This window comes from Mycobacterium sp. RTGN4, assembly GCF_033804635.1.
GTDB lineage: Bacteria > Actinomycetota > Actinomycetes > Mycobacteriales > Mycobacteriaceae > Mycobacterium.
This window is the reverse complement of record NZ_JAPZLB010000008.1, coordinates 144,415-162,972: the sequence shown is the minus strand read 5'-3', so window position 1 is coordinate 162,972 and position 18,558 is coordinate 144,415. Positions and strand designations below refer to the sequence as shown.

The window sequence follows — 18,558 nt, the reverse complement described above, 5'->3', positions numbered from 1 at the left end:
TTCGCGAATATGCTGTGCACTTGCCCAGCACTCTTACATTCAAGCTACATTGTGTCAACGCCCGCCGGCCCACCGGAGCGTTTGTACTGAGTGCTTACTAGCGGGGCTGTCTCATCAAAGGGCTGGCGATCCGAGGGCGGGTACGAACGGCGGCAGGTCGACCGTCGTCACGATGCCCGGCGGGGCGGCACACACGTAGGACACGGCGTTGACCGCTCGGTTGGCGGTGTACGCGGGGGAGATCTCGGCCATCCGCTCGAGCGGGATCGGCATCCGTAGGTCGACCTCCAACGGCGCATCGCCTGCGACCGAGATGTGCCATCCGGTGTCCAGCAGCTCCCACGCGGGTTCGAGGTCGGCGGTGCAGTACCAGCTGGCCCGGAAGCGGATCAGTGGCTCGCCGTTTCGGATTCCAGCGACGGTGATCCGTTGTGCGGCAACGGTGCCCGCGCGCAGCTCGCCCGCGGCGATGGTGGTGTCGCGCGCGGCGGCGGCCAACTCGCCACTGGCCACGACGGAATCCAGCGGAAGCCCGACGGCTTCGGCGACGAGTCGCAACGACGGACCGAAGCTGGCGCCCAGGTAATCCGCGCGGAAGTCCTCGAACGGACCCATCGGCCTGCCGAACCCCATCAGGTCGAACAGCAATTCCGGAGAGGGTCGGCGTGACAGGTCCGCGTACTCGTCGATGGCGAGGAAGTCCAGCCTGCGCTGAATGGACGTCAACACCAGTGGGACGGCCTCGGTGATGAATCCTGGGCTGCTGCCGGTGCTGTGGATGGATGCGCCGCCATCCAGGCAAGCCGCCTGAATGCGTTGTCGGACAGCCGGGTCCATCGAATCGAGATGGTGGAAGAGCCCGCACGTGGTGACGACGTTGACGCCCGCCGTCAGCAGTGCGACCAGGGTGTCGACGTCCGGTGCGCCCGGCATGTAGAGCACGCAGTCGGCGTCGGAGCCGACGACGTCCTCGACGCGGTTGGTGGCGACCACGCCAACGGATGGCAAGTCGCAGAGCTCGCCGGCATCGCGGCCGGCCTTGTCCTCGCCGTGGACGTAAACCCCGGCTAGCTCGAGCTCCGGGTGTTCGATGACGGCGCGCAATGCGCGCACGCCGATGGTGCCGGTCGACCACTGGACAACACGGTATGACGGATCGGTAAGTGCCACAGGTTAGTTCGCAATTCGGAGTAGGGCCTCTTGGGCGTAGGACGCGACAAGGGTGCCGTCGGCGGTGAGCAGATCGCCACGGCCGAAGCACCGACCGTGCGCGAGTATGGGGCTGTGCTGACGGAGCAGCAGCCACTGGTCGGTTGTGAACGGCCGATGAAACCACATGGTGTGACTGGTGACCGCTGAGGTGAACTGCGTGCCGTTGCCGCGCTGACTCAGGCCTTCCATGGGCCGCACTGCGGTGCCGATGAGCGTGAGGTCGGTCGCGTATGCGGCCAGCGCGGGCGCCAGCGCTGGATCGATCGCCGGGGTGCGCATCCACACTTCGCTCTCCGGGGGGCCGACGGTGGGCTCGTTGAGGTCGACGACCGACCGGGTGTCCCACGGAATGATGTCGAGTCCGACGGTGAATTCGGGACCGAGCGGCGCGCCGACGGGTGCGGTCGTCTGTAGCGCCGGCCCGTCCTCGGCAACGTGCATGGATACCGATGCGGTGCCGATGGGCCCCTTGCTCTGCGCGGCGGTCATCGACAGCGTGGCGAAGGACCGACCTTCGTAGTGAACGGTGACGTCGTACTCGACGGGCTCCTCGGCCCGGCCCTCCCTGGGGAAGACCGCGTGCAGCGACTTGATCGTCTTCTCCGGGCAAACGAGCGCCGCCGCACGGATGAACTGGGCGAGGAGTTGGCCACCGAACACTCGGTGGTATTCGAGGTGTTGATTGCGGGCGGTGAAGTGGTTTCCAGACCGCGTGGTGCCGATGTCCAGGCACGCGAGCAAGTCGGACCAGAGCTCGGACACCCGCTCAGTGTAAGCGAAATTCTACCGCGCTGAGAATGTAATTCTCATCTAGTCGGCGGCGAATCCGTTGGCGCAGAAGTCCCATACTTCTTCGGCCGAAATCGGCTTGATCGCGATGTCGTCCGACCCGCTGGACTGTGCGACGAACATCACCGTTTGCATGGTCATGGCGGCCATCCGCCGAGGGTTGAGGCCGGCGCGAAGCACGCCTGCCTCAGACGCCTCCTCCATGAGTTCGGTGAGCAGCGCCACAAGCGGAGCGTGCGCAATCTTCACCTCGGACGGATGCGAGACCAGCAGGCGGGGGGCGAAATCGGTGAAGAGCGGTCGCTTCGCGGTGGGGTCGGGGCGCGACGACTCGAAGAGCAACTGCACGGCGACCTTCAGAGCCTCCAACGGATCCGACTGGCTGGCCGTGGCCGCGCGGATCTGGTCAGCGGACCGGCTGAGCGCATCTTCGAAGAGCGCGAGCAAAAGCTCGTGCTTACCGTCGAACTGCAGATAGAAGCTCCGCAACGACTGGCGGGAGCGGTCGACGACCTCTTGCACGGTGAAGTCTGTGCTGCCCTTTTCGATGATGATTGCCTGGGCGGCATCGAGGAACCGTTGCACACGCTGAGCGGCCCGCAATTTGGCCGTCTTGATGGAGCGTTCAACCGCGCGCTGCTTCCACGCCGGCTCTTCGCTCGGACTGGTCACCGGCACCTCGGAGACCGGCCGATCAGGGAGAACATGGATGAACTGTACCGGAGTTCGCCTGGGCATTGTGGTCCTAGACCCCCTCGCGGCCAACGTGTCTGAGATTGTAACTTTCTCATGGCGAGAATAGTATTCTCATTCCTGGCTTTTCAACAGCCTTACCTGGAAAGTCGGCGTTCCCACCCCGGACGCGACCAGCAAACGGTAATGAACTTCGGACGGGAGTCCAATGCAACTGACGTTCGATGACGACGTCGAATCCTTCCGTGCCGAGTTCGTGGCATTTCTCGATGAGCACCTGCCGACTGCCGCCGAAGCGGCACAGCGCTCGCAGTCGTCGTCGGACCTCCCGGTGTGGGCACGCCGCTGGCAACGATTGCTGTTCGACAACGGCTGGCTGGCACCAGGCAACGGCCCGGAGTTCGGCGGCCGCAACGCGTCGATTCTCCAGCAGTACGTCTACTTCGACGAGCTCTCGCGACGGCGCATGGTGCACAGCTTCAACATCGCGGGGGTAGGCATCATCGCCGCGTCGCTGCTCACTTTCGGTACGCCCGAACAGAAGGCCAAGTGGGCGGCACCCATCCTGCGCGCGGACATCACGGCCGCCCTGGGCATGAGCGAGCCAGCGGCGGGATCCGACTTGGCAGGCCTGCGCACCAGAGCGGTGCGGGACGGGGATCACTTCGTCGTGAACGGGCAGAAGGTCTGGACTTCCGGTGCTCATCACGCAGACGTCCTGCTCACTTTCGTGCGCACTGACCCGGATGCGCCGAAGCACAAGGGAATTAGTGTGCTGGTGATCCCGACCGACTCACCTGGCTTGGTGCGCAGGCCGTTCGCGTCGGCGTGGGATCGCGACGACAAGGACTTCAACGAGGTCTTCTTCTCCGACGTACGCGTGCCCGCCGAGAACCTCGTAGGACCGCTCAACGACGGTTGGCGGGTCGCCAACGGATCGCTCGGTCACGAACGCACGATGCTCTGGATGAGCTACGCCGACCGGCTGAGGGACATGCTCGAGGACTTCAGCCCGGTGTCCGCGCTCGACCGAGATCACTACGCCACCTTGGCGATGGACAATCAGGCGCTGCGACTGCTTGGTTCGGCCGCGCTGGCCCGCGCGGCGCGGGGCGAGGAGGACGTGCCAGGAATGGCGGTGCTCAAGCTGCTCGGCGCGGAGGCCGGGCAGACCGCCTCGGAGCACGCGCTGGCCGCGGCAGGAGGCGATGGCTTGTCGCACCCCTGTGCCACGACTCCGTTCGTGCACATGAATCATGACGGGTACGCGGGCAGTTGGTTCGACCGGTATGGGCGCTCGTTTGCGGGCACCATCGCGGGCGGGACGTCGGAGATCCAGCGCAACATCATCGCGCAGCGCGTGCTCGGACTGCCGCGGGGCTGACGCTCGAGGGCCCCAGTTACAGGTTGGCGAGCCGCGGCGCCGAGCCACGGGCACGCAACCCCGCTCCGGCCCGCTTCGTGAGTTCGCGTGAGCTGCCGAGCAATCCGTCGAGGACCAGGATCCGATTCACGTGGTGGTGTAGGTCGTGCTCGGCGGTGAAGCCGATGCCTGCGAGCACCTGCTGACAATGTCTTGCTGCGGTCAGCGCGGCCTTGCCCGCGGCGGCCTTGGCCAGGAGCGCGGTCAGATCGGGATTGTCGTTGCCTGGCAGGTCCAGCGTCGCCTCGGCGCCTTCGATGGCCACCAGCGTCTCGGCCAACCGGTGTCGGACCGCTTGGAATCCGGCGATCGGCTTGCCGAACTGCACCCGGTCGAGCGCATGTTGACGGGCCAACGCAAGCATTGCGCGCGAGCTACCGACCAGCCACCAGCCAAGGGCCCGGCGGGCGTCCGGCAGCCGAAGGTGCCCACCCTCGTCGACCCGGCGCAGCGGCAGGCCCCCGAGCGCGGAACTGTCGCTCGCCGTCTGGTAATCCCACACCACCCAGCCGCCGCCCGCGTAGGGCAGCGCGGGGGTCAAACCCTCCTCGCGGCCTGCGGTCAGAAGTACCACGTCGTTGAGCACCGAAGCGTGCGAACCCGTTTCGCCCAACAGTCGGAACACCAGCGGTATCGCGAGCTCGGAGGCCTCCGACAGCATGTCGGCCCAGCCCATGTCGGCAAGTGCCGCGTCGAGCTCGGGCCCGGACGAGCTCAGCATGGTCTTGCGTAAACCATCCTCGAGTAGCTCCAGGGAGTCGGGGTCCACGGTCATTCCTTCCCGAGCTCGAGCAGGCGGCGGGCGACGATATTGCGTTGAACTTCCGCGGTGCCGCCGTAGATGGTGGCCGCTCGCGAGTACAAGAACTCGGTGCGCCAACGGCTTTCATCGAGCTCGACGACGCCCGGCAGCAGCTCGCGTGCGGTGTCGAACAGCTGCTGTTCGGCGGTGGCCAGCAATATCTTGTCGATCGAGGTGTCAGCGCCCAGCTTTTGGCCGTCCGCCAGTCGCAGCTGGGTGGCCCGGGACCGGCAGCGCAGCGTGTGCAGGGCCAGGTACGTGGCGCCCATTTCCGCGTCGGCGGCCTGGCCGAGCTCGACTTCGGCGATCAGCGCGTCGAATCGCGAATAAAGGTAGGCGATGCGCTGCCAAAAGCATGTGGACCGTTCGTAAGGTAGTAGGTCCATCGCGAGTTGCCAACCGTCGCCGGGTTTTCCGAGCATGCGGTCTCCCGGCACGACGACGTCGTCGAAGTACACCTCGCAGAACTCGTCGACACCGTGCATCGTGCGCAGCGGGCGCACGTCGATTCCCGGGCTGTCCATGTCGACGAAGAACGCGGTGATACCAGCGTGCCCAGGTCCGGTACGGGTCAGGAGTATGCACCGCTTGGCGTACTGCGCGAAGCTGGTCCACACCTTCTGGCCGTTGATGACCCACTCGTCGCCGCGCTGCTCGGCCTTGGTGGTCAACGATGCCAGGTCACTGCCCGAGCCGGGTTCGGAGAAGCCCTGGCACCAGGTTTCTCGGCCGGACAGCAGCAGCGGCACCAGCTCCGCCGCCAGTTCCGGGCGTGCGTAGTCGATCATCGTCGGGGTCAGTACTTCGAGCATCGAATAGGGGCCAGGGTCGTCCAGTCCACGACCGACGACCTCCTCGCCGACGATGGCGCGCAGGATCATCGGTCCGCCGAGCCCGCCGGCCGATTCGGGCCAGCCCCATCGCATCCAGCCCGCGTCGTAGAGCGCGCCCAGCACTCGGGAGTGTTGCGCGTGATGCGCGTCCAGTGAGTGATCACCCGGCGGGGGAGTCAGGTCGTGCTCGTCGAGCCACGCCACCAACTGTGACCGGAACTCGGCCGTCGATGAAAACTGGGCTGGAACGGTCATCCGGCTTCGGGCCGCCCGATTGCATGCGGACGGCCGGAGTCGTGCTCACCGTTGCGCCGGATGAACGTCATGGCACGCGTTTTCAGCCGCCACCCGTCGTCGGTGCGGACGTAGGTGTCCTTGTAGTACCCGATGCGCATGTCGTGCTTGGAGTGTTCGACGAAGCACAGTGGCTGCGTGCCGGTGGCCTTGTCGGGATCGCCACCGTCGAGGTCCACCAGCGACGTGCCGGTCATGAACAATCCGCTTGGCGCCGCGGCCACCAGTTCGGGGAAGCGCGCCAACGTATAGGTGGAGCCGAATGCGCTGTAGGTGCCATCGGGGGTGAAGACCGTCACCAGCCCTTCGACGTCGCCCTGCGTGATCGTCACCGCGTACTTCGCGAGCAGCTGTTGAATCTCGACGAGGTCGTCAGTTCTTGTTGACATAAACCTTGCCCCCTTTCATTACAAAACTTACTTCTTTTGTAACGCTGATGTCCAGTAGCGGGTCGCCGGGGACCGCGATCACGTCGGCCACCTGACCTTCCGCCAGGCGTCCCCGGTCGGTGACGTTAATGAGGTCGGCCGCCACGACCGTGGCCGCCCGCAGCACCGCCGCCGGTGGCATGCCCCAGTCGACGAGGGTGACGAGTTCGTCGGCGTTCTTGCCGTGCGGAATGGCAGGGGCGTCGGTGCCGACGGCGATCTTCACGCCGGCCTCGTAGGCTGCCTTGAGTGAAGTCTTGGCCATCGGAAACATGACAGCGGCCTTGTCCTGCAACTCCTTTGGAGCTCGCGAGACGTCCATCGCCTCGGCCAGCCGACGGGTGGTCACCAGGAAGCGGTCGTTGTCGACGAGCATCTGGATGGCCTCGTCGTCCATGAGGAACCCGTGTTCGATGCAGTCGATACCGCATGCCACGGCGTGCTTGACGGCCTCGGCGCCGTGGGTGTGAGCCGCCACCCGCAACCCACGCCGGTGCGCCTCGTCGACGATCGCGCGCAGTTCTTCGTCCGAATAGTGTTGCGCGCCAGCCTCTCCGGTCAGTGACATCACTCCGCCGGAAACGCACACCTTGATCAGCTGGGCGCCGTGCTTGATCTGGTAGCGCACCGCCTTACGGATTTCGTCGACTCCGTTGGCGATGCCTTCCTCGACCGTCAACTCCAGGGCGCCAGGCATGAACGCGGCGAACATCGTCGGGTCCAGGTGCCCGCCGGTCGGCGTGATCGCGTGGCCCGCAGGGACGATTCGCGGGCCTTCGATCCAGCCCGCGTCGATGGCCTTGCCGAGTGCCACGTCCAGCAGGTAGCCACCGGTCTTGACGAACAGGCCGAGGTTGCGGACGGTCGTGAACCCCGCACGAAGCGTCCGGCGGGCGTTGCCGACCGCACGCAGTACGCGCGTCGGGGGATCGTCCTGAACCTGCGACAGCCCGGGATTCTCACCCCGCCCTCCCATGAGCAGGTTGACCTCCATGTCCATCAGGCCGGGCAACAGAATCGAGTCGCCAAGATCAATGACGGTGTCTTCTGGGCCGTCCGGGATGGAGCCACCCACCCCGACGATTCGGTCGTCGGAGATCTTGAGGATCCCCGGCCGAATGATTTCGCCCGCGTCGACGTCGAGATAACCCGCTGCTTTGAGGGTCAGGACTGGCACGGTCAGACCACCGGCTCCTTGATGAGTTGGATGTACGCGGCGCCACTGTCGAGCACGCGCGGCTGCTTCCACACCTCGATGGGAAAGCTCACCATGACGACCGACTGTCCCAGATGCACCAGTGCTTTGGCGTCATCGGGCATCCCCTCGAGCGGGAAGCGAGCGTCGACGTAGACCATGATCTCCTCGAGCCGCGCCATGCCGGCGTCGTAGAGCTCCTGCATCTCGTCCATCGTCGAGGCCAGGCGCTTGGCGTAGCGCTCTTCCTCAGTCGGTAGGCACCAATCGGTGAACCGTTCGAGGTCGGCGAACTCTGCTGGCAACTTAGACATGTGCTGCATCCTTCTCGTCCTTGGTGGCGTGCTTGCCGTCGCCGTTCGCCTGGTTTGCTTCGAGGCCGGCCGTGTATCTGTCCACGTACTGGTGTGCGGTCATGTGCAGGTGGCGGAGCAGGATCTCCTGATCGCACAGCGGGAAGTCGGTCACGACCCGCGTGTTGATCATGCTCTGCGTGGCCTCGAGGGTGTTGGCGTCCTGGAACGCGTACTCCTTGAAGGTCACCGCGGCCAGTTCCTGAGAAAGGCGCTCACGCAGGTTCTTCGGAGGCACGAAGTAGAGGTCGGCCTCGAAGATGTGCTTGTCCACCGCGGTCGGCCAGTAGTTGTACGTGAGGTACCAGCCCGGTGCCCAGAACAGCAGCGTGAAGTTGGGGAAGAACTCGAATGAGTCTGTGCCCCAGGTCTTGTGACGGCCCGGGTTGATCGCCGGCGGCAGTTCGTCGGGCAGGATGCCCTTGATGTCGGGGCGATCCCACGGCCCGAACAGCCCGCTGTGCAGGATCTGCTCGATGGGCTTGACCATGCTGATGTCCTTCGGCGGCGACATTCCGCCCCAGGAGGACACCATGGAGTGGTCGCCCTTGATGTCGTAGGCCAGCGCCTCGAAGCCGAACTTGGCCAGCTTCTCGGCCTCCTCCTTCTCTGCCTGCTTCATGTGCAGGATCGGCGCGTGATAGAACTCGGTGAAGGCGTCGATGAACAGCTTCCAGTTGGCGTTGATCTCCGAGCGGTAGCTGTAGTGCTCGGTCATCTCGTGGAATGGGTAACCCTCGAGCCCCGTGGCGAAGTCGCCGAGGTATTCGGCGAGCGGTGCGGCGTCGTCGTCGAAGTTGATGAAGATGAACCCTTCCCACAACTCGCAGCGCACGCCCTTCAGGCCGTAGTCCGACTTCTCGAGGTCGAAGAACTCGCCTTCCTGCTGCACGAAGGTCAAGTCGCCGTTGAGCGCATAGCGCCAGGCGTGGTACTTGCAGGTGAACTGCCGGCAGGTGCCCGACACCTCTTCCCCTGGATAGTCGGCCCACACCAGCTTGTTGCCGCGGTGCCTGCACATGTTGTGGAATGCTCTAATGGCACCGCCGACGTTGTCTTTACCTCGGTCCTTCACGATGATGACCGACGTGCCCGGTCCGACGGACGGCATCTCCCTGGTGAAGTAGCTGCCGGTCTTGGGTAGCTGCTCAACGCGGCCGACCTTGAGCCAGGTCTTCTTGAAGATCGCCTGCTGTTCGAGCAGGTAGTGCTCCGGGTCGATCGAGTCGTTGTAATTGACCGGGGCGGTGCCGAGTTCGGGCCAGTGCTCGGTCCAGCTGCCCGCCGCGGGCTTGGGGAAGAATGCCATCCGTTCAGTTCTCCTTCTTGGGTTCGACGCCAAACGTGTTCAGGGCCATCGCCAGCATGTGATAGCCGCCGACGGTGAAGACAAAGTCCATGAGCTCTCGCTTGTCCAGACGCTCGCCGAGCGCGGCCCAGGTCGCGTCGGTGATGCGGGTCTTTTCGACGAGTTCGTCGACGGCGGCCAGCACCACTGCGTCGAACTCGTCGGCTGCGTCGCCACGTTGAAGCGCCGCGATTTCGTCGTCGGTCAGCCCTTCCCGCTTGCCGATCGTGACGTGTTCGTCCCACTCGTACGCGCAGGACGTGAGGTGAGCGATCCGCAGCACGGCCAACTCGCGCAGTCGCGGCGCCAACGTCGAGCGCGTCAGAAGATAGAAGCTGAAGGTCAGGTACGAGCGGGTCAGGTCGGGGTGGTTGACGAACGTCGCGATGGCGTTGCCCGCAGCCACCGGATTCCGGCGCTCCTCAGGCATCGCCTTGAGCGCGCCCAACACGGCGTCATCCCAGTCTTCGAGCGGCAACGGGGCGACTCGCACGGGCGTACTCCTGTCAAGATCGGTGGGTGGCTCTCGGCTATGAGAATCATATTCTCATATTCTGACCAACAGATTTCCACTTCTTGCGTGAATCGTCAATGGAAGCGACCCGATCAGGACCACGTCCAGGCCTTCGAAATCGGCGAGCGACGGCCAAAGACGCTGGTTCGAGCGGCTTTGACTGGGCTGCGGACATTGATTCTCGTAACGTGAGAGGCTAGTTTCCCTAAGTAGAGAACAAGGTCGGAACTAGGCTGGTTCCCAAGGGTGTCACGCAGTCATACGAAAGGAACGCCTGTGAACAAGGACGACATGATCCTGATCAGCGTCGATGACCACATTGTCGAGCCGCCTGACATGTTCAAGAATCACCTGTCCAAGAAGTACATCGACGACGCCCCGCAGTTGGTGCACAACGCCGATGGTTCGGATACCTGGCAGTTCCGCGACATCGTCATTCCCAACGTCGCGCTCAATGCGGTGGCCGGTCGTCCGAAGGAGGAGTACGGCATCGAGCCTCAGGGGCTCGACGAGATCCGCCCCGGCTGTTACAAGGTCGACGAGCGGGTCAAGGACATGAATGCCGGCGGCATCCTGGGCTCGATGTGCTTTCCGTCGTTCCCGGGGTTCGCGGGCCGGTTGTTCGCCACCGAGGATCACGAGTTCTCGCTGGCGTTGGTGCAGGCCTACAACGACTGGCACGTCGAGGAGTGGTGTGGGGCTTACCCGGCCCGGTTCATCCCGATGACGTTGCCGGTGATCTGGGATGCCGAGGCGTGTGCGGCCGAGGTGCGGCGCAACGCCAAGCGCGGGGTGCATTCGCTGACGTTCAGTGAGAACCCGTCGGCGATGGGGTATCCGAGCTTCCACAACGAGTACTGGGATCCGCTGTGGAAGGCGCTGGTGGACACCGACACCGTGCTCAACGTGCACATCGGCTCGTCGGGCCGGTTGGCCATCACCGCCCCGGATGCGCCGATGGACGTGATGATCACGCTGCAGCCGATGAACATCGTGCAGGCCGCGGCGGATCTGTTGTGGTCGGCGCCGATCAAGAAGTACAAGGACCTCAAGATCGCGTTGTCCGAGGGCGGCACCGGCTGGATCCCGTACTTCCTCGATCGTGCGGACCGGACCTACGAGATGCACTCCACGTGGACCGGTCAGGACTTCGGCAAGCAGAAGCCCAGCGAGGTGTTCCGTGATCACTTCCTGACCTGTTTCATCTCCGATCCGGTCGGGGTGGAACTGCGCGATCAGATCGGTACCGACAACATCTGCTGGGAGGCGGACTACCCGCACAGCGACTCGATGTGGCCGGATGCGCCCGAGGAACTCGACGCGGTGCTCAAGAAGTACGACGTGCCCGATGCCGACATCAACAAGATGACCTACGAGAACGCCATGCGCTGGTACCACTGGGACCCGTTCACCCACATCACCAAGGAACAGGCCACCATCGGTTCGCTGCGCAAGTCCGCCGAAGGTCACGACGTATCCATCCAAGCCCTGTCCAAGCACGACCACGCCAAGGCCAATTTCTCGGACTTCGCGGCTGCTGCCAAGGAACTGACCGGCAACAAAGACTGACAAGTAAGTTAGTACGGCGGTTCGAGGGCGCCGGTGCGTAGGCATGTGAGCGCACCGGCGAACTCGGCTGTCTACGAGTGTTTTTCGACGTGTAGGAGAGTGCAGTGACGGGCGGGATGAACTTCGAGCTGACCGAGGATCAAGAGCTGATCCGCAAATCCGTCGCCGAGTTGGCGTCGAAGTTCGACGACCAGTACTGGATGGAGAAGGATCAGGCGCACGAATTCCCGCAGGAGTTCTACGACGCCATCGCATCCGGCGGCTGGCTCGGCATGACCATCCCCGAGGAGTACGGCGGCCACGGGCTGGGCATCACCGAGGCGACCATCCTGGCCGAGGAGGTCGCTCGCTCGGGTGGTGCCATGAACGCGGCCAGCGCCATCCACTTGTCGATCTTCGGCATGCAGCCGGTGGTGGTGTTCGGCTCCGACGAGATGAAGGCGGCGACGCTGCCGCGGATCGTCGACGGAAGCCTGCACGTCTGCTTCGGTGTCACCGAACCCGGTGCCGGACTTGATACTTCGCGGATCACCACCTTCGCCAAGCGGGACGGCGACCACTACGTGGTGAACGGCCGCAAGGTGTGGATCTCCAAGGCGCTCGAGTCCGAGAAGATCCTGCTGCTGACCCGAACGACCCCCTACGACGAAGTCACCAAGAAGACCGATGGGTTGTCGCTGTTCCTCACCGACCTCGACCGCGCTCACGTCGACATCCGCCCGATCAAGAAGATGGGGCGCAACGCGGTGAGCTCCAACGAGTTGTTCATCGATGACCTGCGGGTGCCCGTCGAAGACCGAATCGGCGAGGAGGGCAAGGGTTTCAGCTACATCCTGCACGGCCTGAACCCGGAGCGGATGCTGATTGCCGCCGAGGCGCTGGGCATCGGTCGGGTGGCGTTGGACCGGGCGGTCAAGTACGCCAACGAACGCGTGGTGTTCGACCGGCCCATCGGCAAGAATCAGGGCATCCAGTTCCCGCTGGCCGACTCGTTGGCCCGCCTCGACGCCGCCGAGTTGATCCTGCGCAAGGCCACCTGGCTGTACGACAACGGCAAGGCCTGCGGACGCGAGGCCAACATGGCCAAATACCTCTGTGCCGACGCTGGATTCGACGCTGCCGACCGGGCCCTCCAGACGCACGGAGGCATGGGGTATTCCGAGGAGTACAACATCTCCCGGTTCTTCCGCGAGTCGCGGCTGATGAAGATCGCGCCCGTGAGCCAGGAGATGATCCTCAACTTCCTCGGCAGCCACGTGCTCGGCCTGCCAAGGAGTTACTGATGGCCGGTCCGGCACCACTTGCCGGAATCACCATCGTCGCAATGGAGCAGGCGGTGGCCGCCCCGATGTGCACCAGGGTGCTCGGCGACCTCGGGGCCCGCGTGATCAAGGTGGAGCATCCCAACGGTGGCGACTTCGCCCGCGACTACGACGACGTCGTCAACGGACCGGGTGGCCTTGCCGCACACTTCGTGTGGTGCAACCGCGGCAAGGAATCGGTCACGCTCAACACCAAGGCTCCGGCAGGCCTCGAGCTGTTGCACCGACTGCTCGACGGGGCCGACGCGTTCGTGTCGAATCTCGCACCGGGAGCGACGGCGCGCATGGGGCTCGCCCCCGCCGACCTCGCCGAGCGCCATCCGACCGTGATCCCCGTCGAGATCGACGGATACGGACCCGGGGGACCGATCTCGCACAAGCGTGCGTATGACCTTCTGGTGCAAGCGGAGTCGGGGTCCTGCGCAATTACCGGCTATCCCGGCATGCCCGCGAAGCCCGGGCCTGCGATGGCCGATTTCACTACGGGGTTGTATGCGGCGATCTCGATCCTCGCTTTGCTCGTCGCACGGGGTGGCCGCACCGACTTCACGGCACCGGCCGTCGAGCTCAGCCTTTTCGATGTCATGACCGACGTCATGGGTTACGCGCTGACCTACACCCAACATTCGGGCATCGACCAGCAACCGCTCGGCGTGAGTTCACCCGCCGTCGCCCCCTACGGGGCGTTTCCGACCCGCGATGGTCAGACGGTGGTGCTCGGCACGACCAACGATCGTGAATGGCAACGGGTGGCCAGGGAGATCATCGACCGGCCCGACCTGGCCGACGACCCACGGCTGAGTACCAACGCCGACCGCTGTGCGCACCGCGACGTGCTCGACGAAGCCATCGGATCCTGGTGTGCTCGGCACGATCTCGCGCACATTCAGAAGACCGCTGACGACGCCGGGATCGGCAACTCCCGGTACAACCGACCGAGCGAGGTCGTCGTACACCCGCAGCTCACGGCGAGGGACCGCTGGCGCACCGTCGGCTCGACGAAGGGCGACATCCCCGCGTTGCTGCCGCCTCCGGTGATCGCCGGATACGAGGCGCCCATGGGTGACGTCCCCGGGCTGGGCCAGCACACCGACAAGGTGCTCGGCGAGTTGGGGCTCGGCGCAACCGAACTCGCCCAGCTGCGTGCGGACGGCGTGATCGGCCCGGCCTACCGATGACCGAGCCACAGGTGCTGTTGTCGTCCGATTCCGACGGCGTGCGCACGCTGACCTTGAACCGGCCCCACCGCAAGAACGCGCTCGATGCGCAGCTGTGGGTGGAACTGGCTGACGCGTTGCGAACCGCCAAGCGCGACCACGAACTTCGCGCGCTCGTCATCACCGGAGCTGGCGGCGCGTTCTGCTCGGGCGCCGACATCGGCACCGGCGAGCAGGTTCACCCGCGGTACAAACTGGACAGGCTCACCGACGTCGCGCTCGCCCTGCACGAGCTCGCCGTGCCGACCATCGCGAAGGTCACCGGCGTCGCCGTCGGTGCGGGCTGGAACCTTGCGCTGGGCTGCGACTTCGTGGTCGCGACTCCGGAAGCAAGGTTCTGCCAGATCTTCAGTAAGCGCGGGCTCTCCGTCGACCTCGGCGGGTCATGGCTGCTGCCCAAGCTAGTCGGACTCCAGCACGCCAAGCGCTTGGTCTTGCTGGCGGACATGATCGACGCCGCGGAAGCCCACGCGCTCGGCCTTGTCACGTGGATAAAGCCGGCCCAAGATGTCGACGCATTCGTCGACGACCTCGCAGGCCGACTGGCGGCGGGCCCGCCGTTCGCGCTGGCGCAGAGCAAGGCGCTGCTCAACGACGGCGCCGTGGCCACCCTCCGCGAAGCACTGGCCAACGAAGCCAGGGCGCAACCGGGCAACTTCGCCACCGCAGATTCCGCAGAGGCCTACGCCGCGTTCGCCGCCAAGCGCGATGCGGAGTTCACTGGGGCATGGGCCCTGTACACACCGTCAGCCCAGATCGATGAGGAGCAGAAGTAATGCGGGAGACCGTCATCGTCGGAGCCGTGCGCACGCCCGTCGGCAAGCGCAACGGCGGCTTGTCCGAGCAGCACGCCGCCGACCTTTCCGCGCTCGTGCTCAACGAGCTCGTCGAACGCACCGGCGTCGACCCGAATGTCGTCGACGACGTCGTGTGGGGATGCGTCTCCCAGGTCGGCGACCAGTCGAGCAACATCGGGCGGTATTCGGTGCTTGCCGCGGGCTGGCCCGAGCACATCCCCGGCACCACGGTGAACCGGGCATGCGGATCCAGTCAGCAGGCGCTCGACTTCGCCGTCCAAGCCGTGATGTCGGGTCAGCAGGACGTCGTGGTCGCTGGCGGCGTCGAGGTGATGAGCCGGGTTCCGCTGGGATCGGCGCGCGCCTCCGGCCAGCCTTACGGCCCGAAAGCTCTTGCGCGGTATGACGGTTTCGCGTTCAACCAGGGCATCTCCGCTGAGCTCATCTCGCAGAAGTGGGACTTCTCTCGCACTCGGCTGGACGAGTACTCCGCGCAGTCCCACGCGCGGGCCGCAGCTGCGCAGGACTCCGGTGCGTTCACCGACCAGATCATGCCGGTCTTCGTCGACGGTGGCATCGTGACCGATGACGAGGGCATCCGCAGGGGTACCACCGTCGAGAAGTTGGCCGGGCTGAAGCCGGCGTTCGCCGATGACGGTGTGATCCATGCTGGCAACTCGTCGCAGATCTCCGACGGGGCGGCGGCGTTGATGGTGATGACCGCGGCCCACGCCGTGCAACTCGGCCTGACCCCGCTGGTGCGGTATCGCGCAGGGGCGGTCACCGGCGCCGATCCGGTGCTCATGCTCACGGGGCCGATCCCCGCGACGGAGAAGGTGCTGCACAAGGCCGGCGTCGGCCTCGACGAGGTCGGCGTCTTCGAGGTCAACGAGGCGTTCGCACCGGTGCCACTCGCATGGCTGGCGGAGACGGGCGCTGACGAGGCGAAGCTCAACCCGCTCGGTGGTGCGATTGCGCTGGGTCATCCGCTGGGCGCTTCTGGCGCGGTGCTGATGACCCGAATGATTCATCACATGCGGGACAACGGAATTCGTTACGGACTGCAGACCATGTGTGAAGGCGGCGGGACCGCCAACGCCACGCTAGTCGAACTCATCGCTTAGAGCTAAGGAGGCGCCGTGCGCCGGGACCTGTTCACCGAAGATCACGAAGCGTTCCGCGAGTTGGCGCGCGACTTCATCGAGAAGGAAGTGGTCCCGCACTATCCCGAGTGGGAGAAGGGCGGCCGCATGCCCCGCGAGGTGTTCGAGCAGATGGGCTCGCTCGGCATGCTCGGGATGGCGATCCCCGAGGAGTACGGCGGCGGCGGTGCCCCCGACTACCGGTTCAACGTCGTGATGCAGGAGGAGGCGGCGCGCGCGCTGGTCACCCTGTCCACGGTGCGAACTCAACTCGAGGTAATCCTGCCGTACTTCCTCCACTACGCGAACTCCGAGCAACGGAAGCGCTGGTTCCCCGGACTTGCCGCGGGCACGCTGCTGACGGCCGTCGCGATGACCGAGCCGGGCACGGGCTCGGACCTGGCCGGGATGCGCACCACCGCGGTGCAGGACGGCGACGACTGGATCGTCAACGGCGCCAAGACATTCATCACCGGCGGCATGCAGGCCGACTTGGTGATCGTGGTGGCCCGCACGTCGACGGATCCGGACAACCGGCGCAAGGGACTGACGCTCTTCGTCGTGGAGGACGGCATGCCCGGCTTCACCCGCGGGCGGGAACTCGACAAGATGGGCTGCAAGGTCCAGGACACCGCCGAACTCTCGTTCGTCGACGTGCGCGTCCCTGCCGCCAACGTGTTGGGGGAGCAGGACGAGGCGTTCGGCTACCTCGGCCACAACCTGTCCCAGGAGCGGCTGACCGTGGCCGTCGGGTCGGTGGCACAGGCGCGTTCCGCGATCGCCGCCGCAATCGACTACACCAAGGACCGCAAGGCTTTTGGGACGCCTGTGGCGTCCTTCCAGAACACGAAGTTCGAACTCGCCGCGTGCTCGACCGACGTGGAGGCCGGCCAGGCGATGCTCGACCGCGCCATCGCGTTGCACGTCGACGGCGACCTGCCTGGCGCCGACGCCGCCCGCGTCAAGCTGTTCTGCACCGAGATGCAACAGCGGGTGGTGGACCGCTGCCTGCAGCTGTTCGGCGGGTACGGCTACATGATGGAGTACCCAATCGCCCGGTTGTACACCGATGCCCGGGTCGCTCGCATCTACGCGGGCACCAGCGAGGTCATGAAGGTGATGATCGCGAAATCGCTGGGCCTTTAGGGTTTTCGGCGTGCGGAGTTGCGTCCAGCGCCACTGAGCACGCCGAAATCACGGGGGAGCCGAACGCACCCCGCCACTGTCGCGCCGGATGCCGTTGCGGCAGATGAGCTTCCGCTCCCGATAACTTCTCGCGAAGGGTACCGGGCCGATATTCGCTCTGGGCTAGTCCGCGCCGCCGCAATTCGGGGACCACGTGTTCGATGAACTCGGCGAACGTGCCTGGTGTGGTGATGTAACGGATGTTCAGTCCGTCGACACCCGCGTCCTGCCAAAGCTCCAAGGCATCGGCGATCTGCTCCGGGGTACCGACGATCCGGGTGGCTTCCTGCTGCTGCCGGATCAGGTCTGCGATGGTCGGATTGGTTCCCGGCGGAGCGGCCGCAATGAGCGCCTCGATGGTGCTGCGCGTGCCCTGCACATGGGCTGCGAGGTCGCCGATAGGGGTTTCGTGATCGAGACCGCCGAGATCGATGCCGATGCCGCCGCTGCGGTGGGCGATGAGCCCGTCGATGCTCAGGTACTCGTCGTGTTCGGCTGCCTTCGCCCGTGCCTCCGCCTCAGTCGACCCGACCACGAACGAGAGCCCTTGGAAGAACTTGATGTCATCGCGGCGACGACCCGCGGCGACGGCCTTGGCCCTGGTGTCGTCGATGACCTTGCGGGCGCCTTCGGGTGACGCTGAGTTGATGAAGACGCCTTCGGCGTGACGTGCCGCGAAGGCCCTTCCCGCAGAGGAGCTTCCGGCTTGGAAGAGCACCGGTGTTCGTTGTGGCGATGGGAAGCTGAGATGCGGACCCTCGACCCGGTAGCGAGTGCCCACGTGATTGATCTTGTGTACTCGGTCTGGGTCGGCGTGGATGCCGCGCTCCCGATCCCTGACGAGCGCACCGTCGTCCCACGAGCCCTCCCACAACTTGTAGACCACTTCGGTGTATTCCTCGGCCCACACGTAGCGCTCGTCGTGCTCCTCCCGTTCGAGCAGGCCGAAGTTTCGCGCCGAGTTACTGAGCGCACTGGTGACGACGTTCCAGCCGATGCGTCCCTTCGAGGCGTGGTCCAACGTCGAGATCTTGCGTGCGAAGGAGAAGGGATGGTCTTGCAGGACGGAACTCGTGATGACGAGGCCTAGGTGTTCGGTGACAAGCGCCAGCGCCGACACGATCGCCGACGGGTCGTGGTTCGGTATCTGCAGTCCCTCGCGGAGGTAGGTGTCCCAGCCGCCGCGGTAATCGTCGTAGAGGCCGACGACGTCGGCGAAGAAGATGGAATCGAATTTTCCGCGTTCGAGCAGCTGCACCAGCTCGACCCACGCGTCGAGCTGGTCGAACTCGACGCTGCGCGTGTCCGGATTGCGCCACGATCCGTAAGAGACGTGCGTGGCGGTGTTCATCGTGAAGGCATTGAGGATCAGCCGGGGACGGGACACGTATTCACTCCTTGATGGGCTTGTCAGCGCACCATAAGCACGGGCACCCCATGGT

At 65.1% G+C, this 18,558-nt stretch carries 18 protein-coding genes; 7 read left to right on the top strand and 11 right to left on the bottom strand.

Features of this window, described 5'->3' with window-relative positions; genetic code table 11:
• Window positions 1-114 precede the first annotated feature (114 nt).
• From SLQ30_RS18915 to SLQ30_RS18905, 3 genes are read right to left on the bottom strand one after another with little or no spacing between them, the layout of a single operon-like run.
• Window positions 115-1,170 carry a dihydrodipicolinate reductase gene (locus SLQ30_RS18915; protein ID WP_319447848.1) on the bottom strand — a complete coding sequence of 352 codons (1,056 nt, stop codon included), beginning with the start codon at window positions 1,168-1,170 and terminating at the stop codon, window positions 115-117.
• 3 nt (window positions 1,171-1,173) lie between these two features.
• The gene (locus SLQ30_RS18910; protein ID WP_319447849.1) at window positions 1,174-1,974 is read right to left on the bottom strand and encodes an acyl-CoA thioesterase; all 801 of its coding nucleotides are present in this window, start codon (window positions 1,972-1,974) and stop codon (window positions 1,174-1,176) included.
• Between the two features lie 48 nt (window positions 1,975-2,022).
• Entirely contained in the window at window positions 2,023-2,739 is a 717-nt protein-coding gene (locus tag SLQ30_RS18905; RefSeq protein WP_319447850.1) for a TetR/AcrR family transcriptional regulator, read from the bottom strand.
• Window positions 2,740-2,902: 163 nt separating this feature from the next.
• Between SLQ30_RS18905 and SLQ30_RS18900 the strand changes: the two genes are divergently transcribed.
• Entirely contained in the window at window positions 2,903-4,078 is a 1,176-nt protein-coding gene (locus tag SLQ30_RS18900; RefSeq protein WP_319447851.1) for an acyl-CoA dehydrogenase family protein, read from the top strand.
• 16 nt (window positions 4,079-4,094) lie between these two features.
• Here the strand turns inward: SLQ30_RS18900 and SLQ30_RS18895 are convergent, their stop codons facing one another.
• Genes SLQ30_RS18895 through SLQ30_RS18865 form a run of 7 tightly spaced genes read right to left on the bottom strand, consistent with a single transcriptional unit; the run spans window position 4,095 to window position 9,863 of the window.
• Complete coding sequence (locus tag SLQ30_RS18895; protein ID WP_319447852.1) at window positions 4,095-4,892, bottom strand: acyl-CoA dehydrogenase family protein; 798 nt, start codon at window positions 4,890-4,892, stop codon at window positions 4,095-4,097.
• The gene (locus SLQ30_RS18890; RefSeq protein WP_319447853.1) at window positions 4,889-6,007 is read right to left on the bottom strand and encodes an acyl-CoA dehydrogenase family protein; all 1,119 of its coding nucleotides are present in this window, start codon (window positions 6,005-6,007) and stop codon (window positions 4,889-4,891) included. Before SLQ30_RS18890 ends, SLQ30_RS18895 begins: the two co-directional genes overlap by 4 nt.
• Window positions 6,004-6,435 (bottom strand): nuclear transport factor 2 family protein, encoded by a 432-nt coding sequence (locus SLQ30_RS18885; protein WP_319447854.1) that lies wholly within the window; start codon window positions 6,433-6,435, stop codon window positions 6,004-6,006. Before SLQ30_RS18885 ends, SLQ30_RS18890 begins: the two co-directional genes overlap by 4 nt.
• The gene (locus tag SLQ30_RS18880) at window positions 6,419-7,651 is read right to left on the bottom strand and encodes a metal-dependent hydrolase family protein (protein WP_319447855.1); all 1,233 of its coding nucleotides are present in this window, start codon (window positions 7,649-7,651) and stop codon (window positions 6,419-6,421) included. The genes SLQ30_RS18885 and SLQ30_RS18880 overlap by 17 nt, the downstream gene beginning before the upstream one ends.
• Before the next feature lie 2 nt (window positions 7,652-7,653).
• On the bottom strand, window positions 7,654-7,983 hold the full coding sequence (locus tag SLQ30_RS18875; RefSeq protein ID WP_319447856.1) for a hypothetical protein: 330 nt from the start codon (window positions 7,981-7,983) through the stop codon (window positions 7,654-7,656).
• Window positions 7,976-9,331, bottom strand: a complete 1,356-nt coding sequence (locus SLQ30_RS18870) for an aromatic ring-hydroxylating dioxygenase subunit alpha (RefSeq protein ID WP_319447857.1) — start codon at window positions 9,329-9,331, stop codon at window positions 7,976-7,978. Before SLQ30_RS18870 ends, SLQ30_RS18875 begins: the two co-directional genes overlap by 8 nt.
• Window positions 9,332-9,335: 4 nt before the next feature.
• On the bottom strand, window positions 9,336-9,863 hold the full coding sequence (locus SLQ30_RS18865) for a carboxymuconolactone decarboxylase family protein (protein WP_319447858.1): 528 nt from the start codon (window positions 9,861-9,863) through the stop codon (window positions 9,336-9,338).
• A gap of 297 nt (window positions 9,864-10,160) precedes the next feature.
• Here SLQ30_RS18865 and SLQ30_RS18860 point away from each other — a divergent pair, with 297 nt between their 5' ends.
• The 6 genes from SLQ30_RS18860 (at window position 10,161) to SLQ30_RS18835 (ending at window position 17,077) form a co-directional block, all read left to right on the top strand.
• Window positions 10,161-11,453, top strand: coding sequence for an amidohydrolase family protein (locus SLQ30_RS18860; protein WP_319447859.1), 1,293 nt, complete (start codon window positions 10,161-10,163; stop codon window positions 11,451-11,453).
• Window positions 11,454-11,569: 116 nt separating this feature from the next.
• On the top strand, window positions 11,570-12,736 hold the full coding sequence (locus SLQ30_RS18855) for an acyl-CoA dehydrogenase family protein (RefSeq protein ID WP_319447997.1): 1,167 nt from the start codon (window positions 11,570-11,572) through the stop codon (window positions 12,734-12,736).
• Window positions 12,736-13,953, top strand: coding sequence for a CaiB/BaiF CoA-transferase family protein (locus SLQ30_RS18850; protein ID WP_319447860.1), 1,218 nt, complete (start codon window positions 12,736-12,738; stop codon window positions 13,951-13,953). The genes SLQ30_RS18855 and SLQ30_RS18850 overlap by 1 nt, the downstream gene beginning before the upstream one ends.
• Window positions 13,950-14,768, top strand: a complete 819-nt coding sequence (locus SLQ30_RS18845) for an enoyl-CoA hydratase/isomerase family protein (RefSeq protein WP_319447861.1) — start codon at window positions 13,950-13,952, stop codon at window positions 14,766-14,768. The genes SLQ30_RS18850 and SLQ30_RS18845 overlap by 4 nt, the downstream gene beginning before the upstream one ends.
• Window positions 14,768-15,913, top strand: coding sequence for a thiolase family protein (locus SLQ30_RS18840; protein WP_319447862.1), 1,146 nt, complete (start codon window positions 14,768-14,770; stop codon window positions 15,911-15,913). The genes SLQ30_RS18845 and SLQ30_RS18840 overlap by 1 nt, the downstream gene beginning before the upstream one ends.
• 15 nt (window positions 15,914-15,928) lie before the next feature.
• Entirely contained in the window at window positions 15,929-17,077 is a 1,149-nt protein-coding gene (locus tag SLQ30_RS18835; protein WP_319447863.1) for an acyl-CoA dehydrogenase family protein, read from the top strand.
• On the opposite strand, the gene SLQ30_RS18830 is transcribed toward SLQ30_RS18835, so the two are convergent.
• A complete protein-coding gene (locus SLQ30_RS18830) occupies window positions 17,040-18,503 on the bottom strand; it encodes an NtaA/DmoA family FMN-dependent monooxygenase (RefSeq protein ID WP_319447864.1) in 1,464 nt (487 codons plus the stop codon). The two genes, SLQ30_RS18835 and SLQ30_RS18830, sit on opposite strands and share 38 nt — an antisense overlap.
• Window positions 18,504-18,558 lie beyond the last annotated feature (55 nt).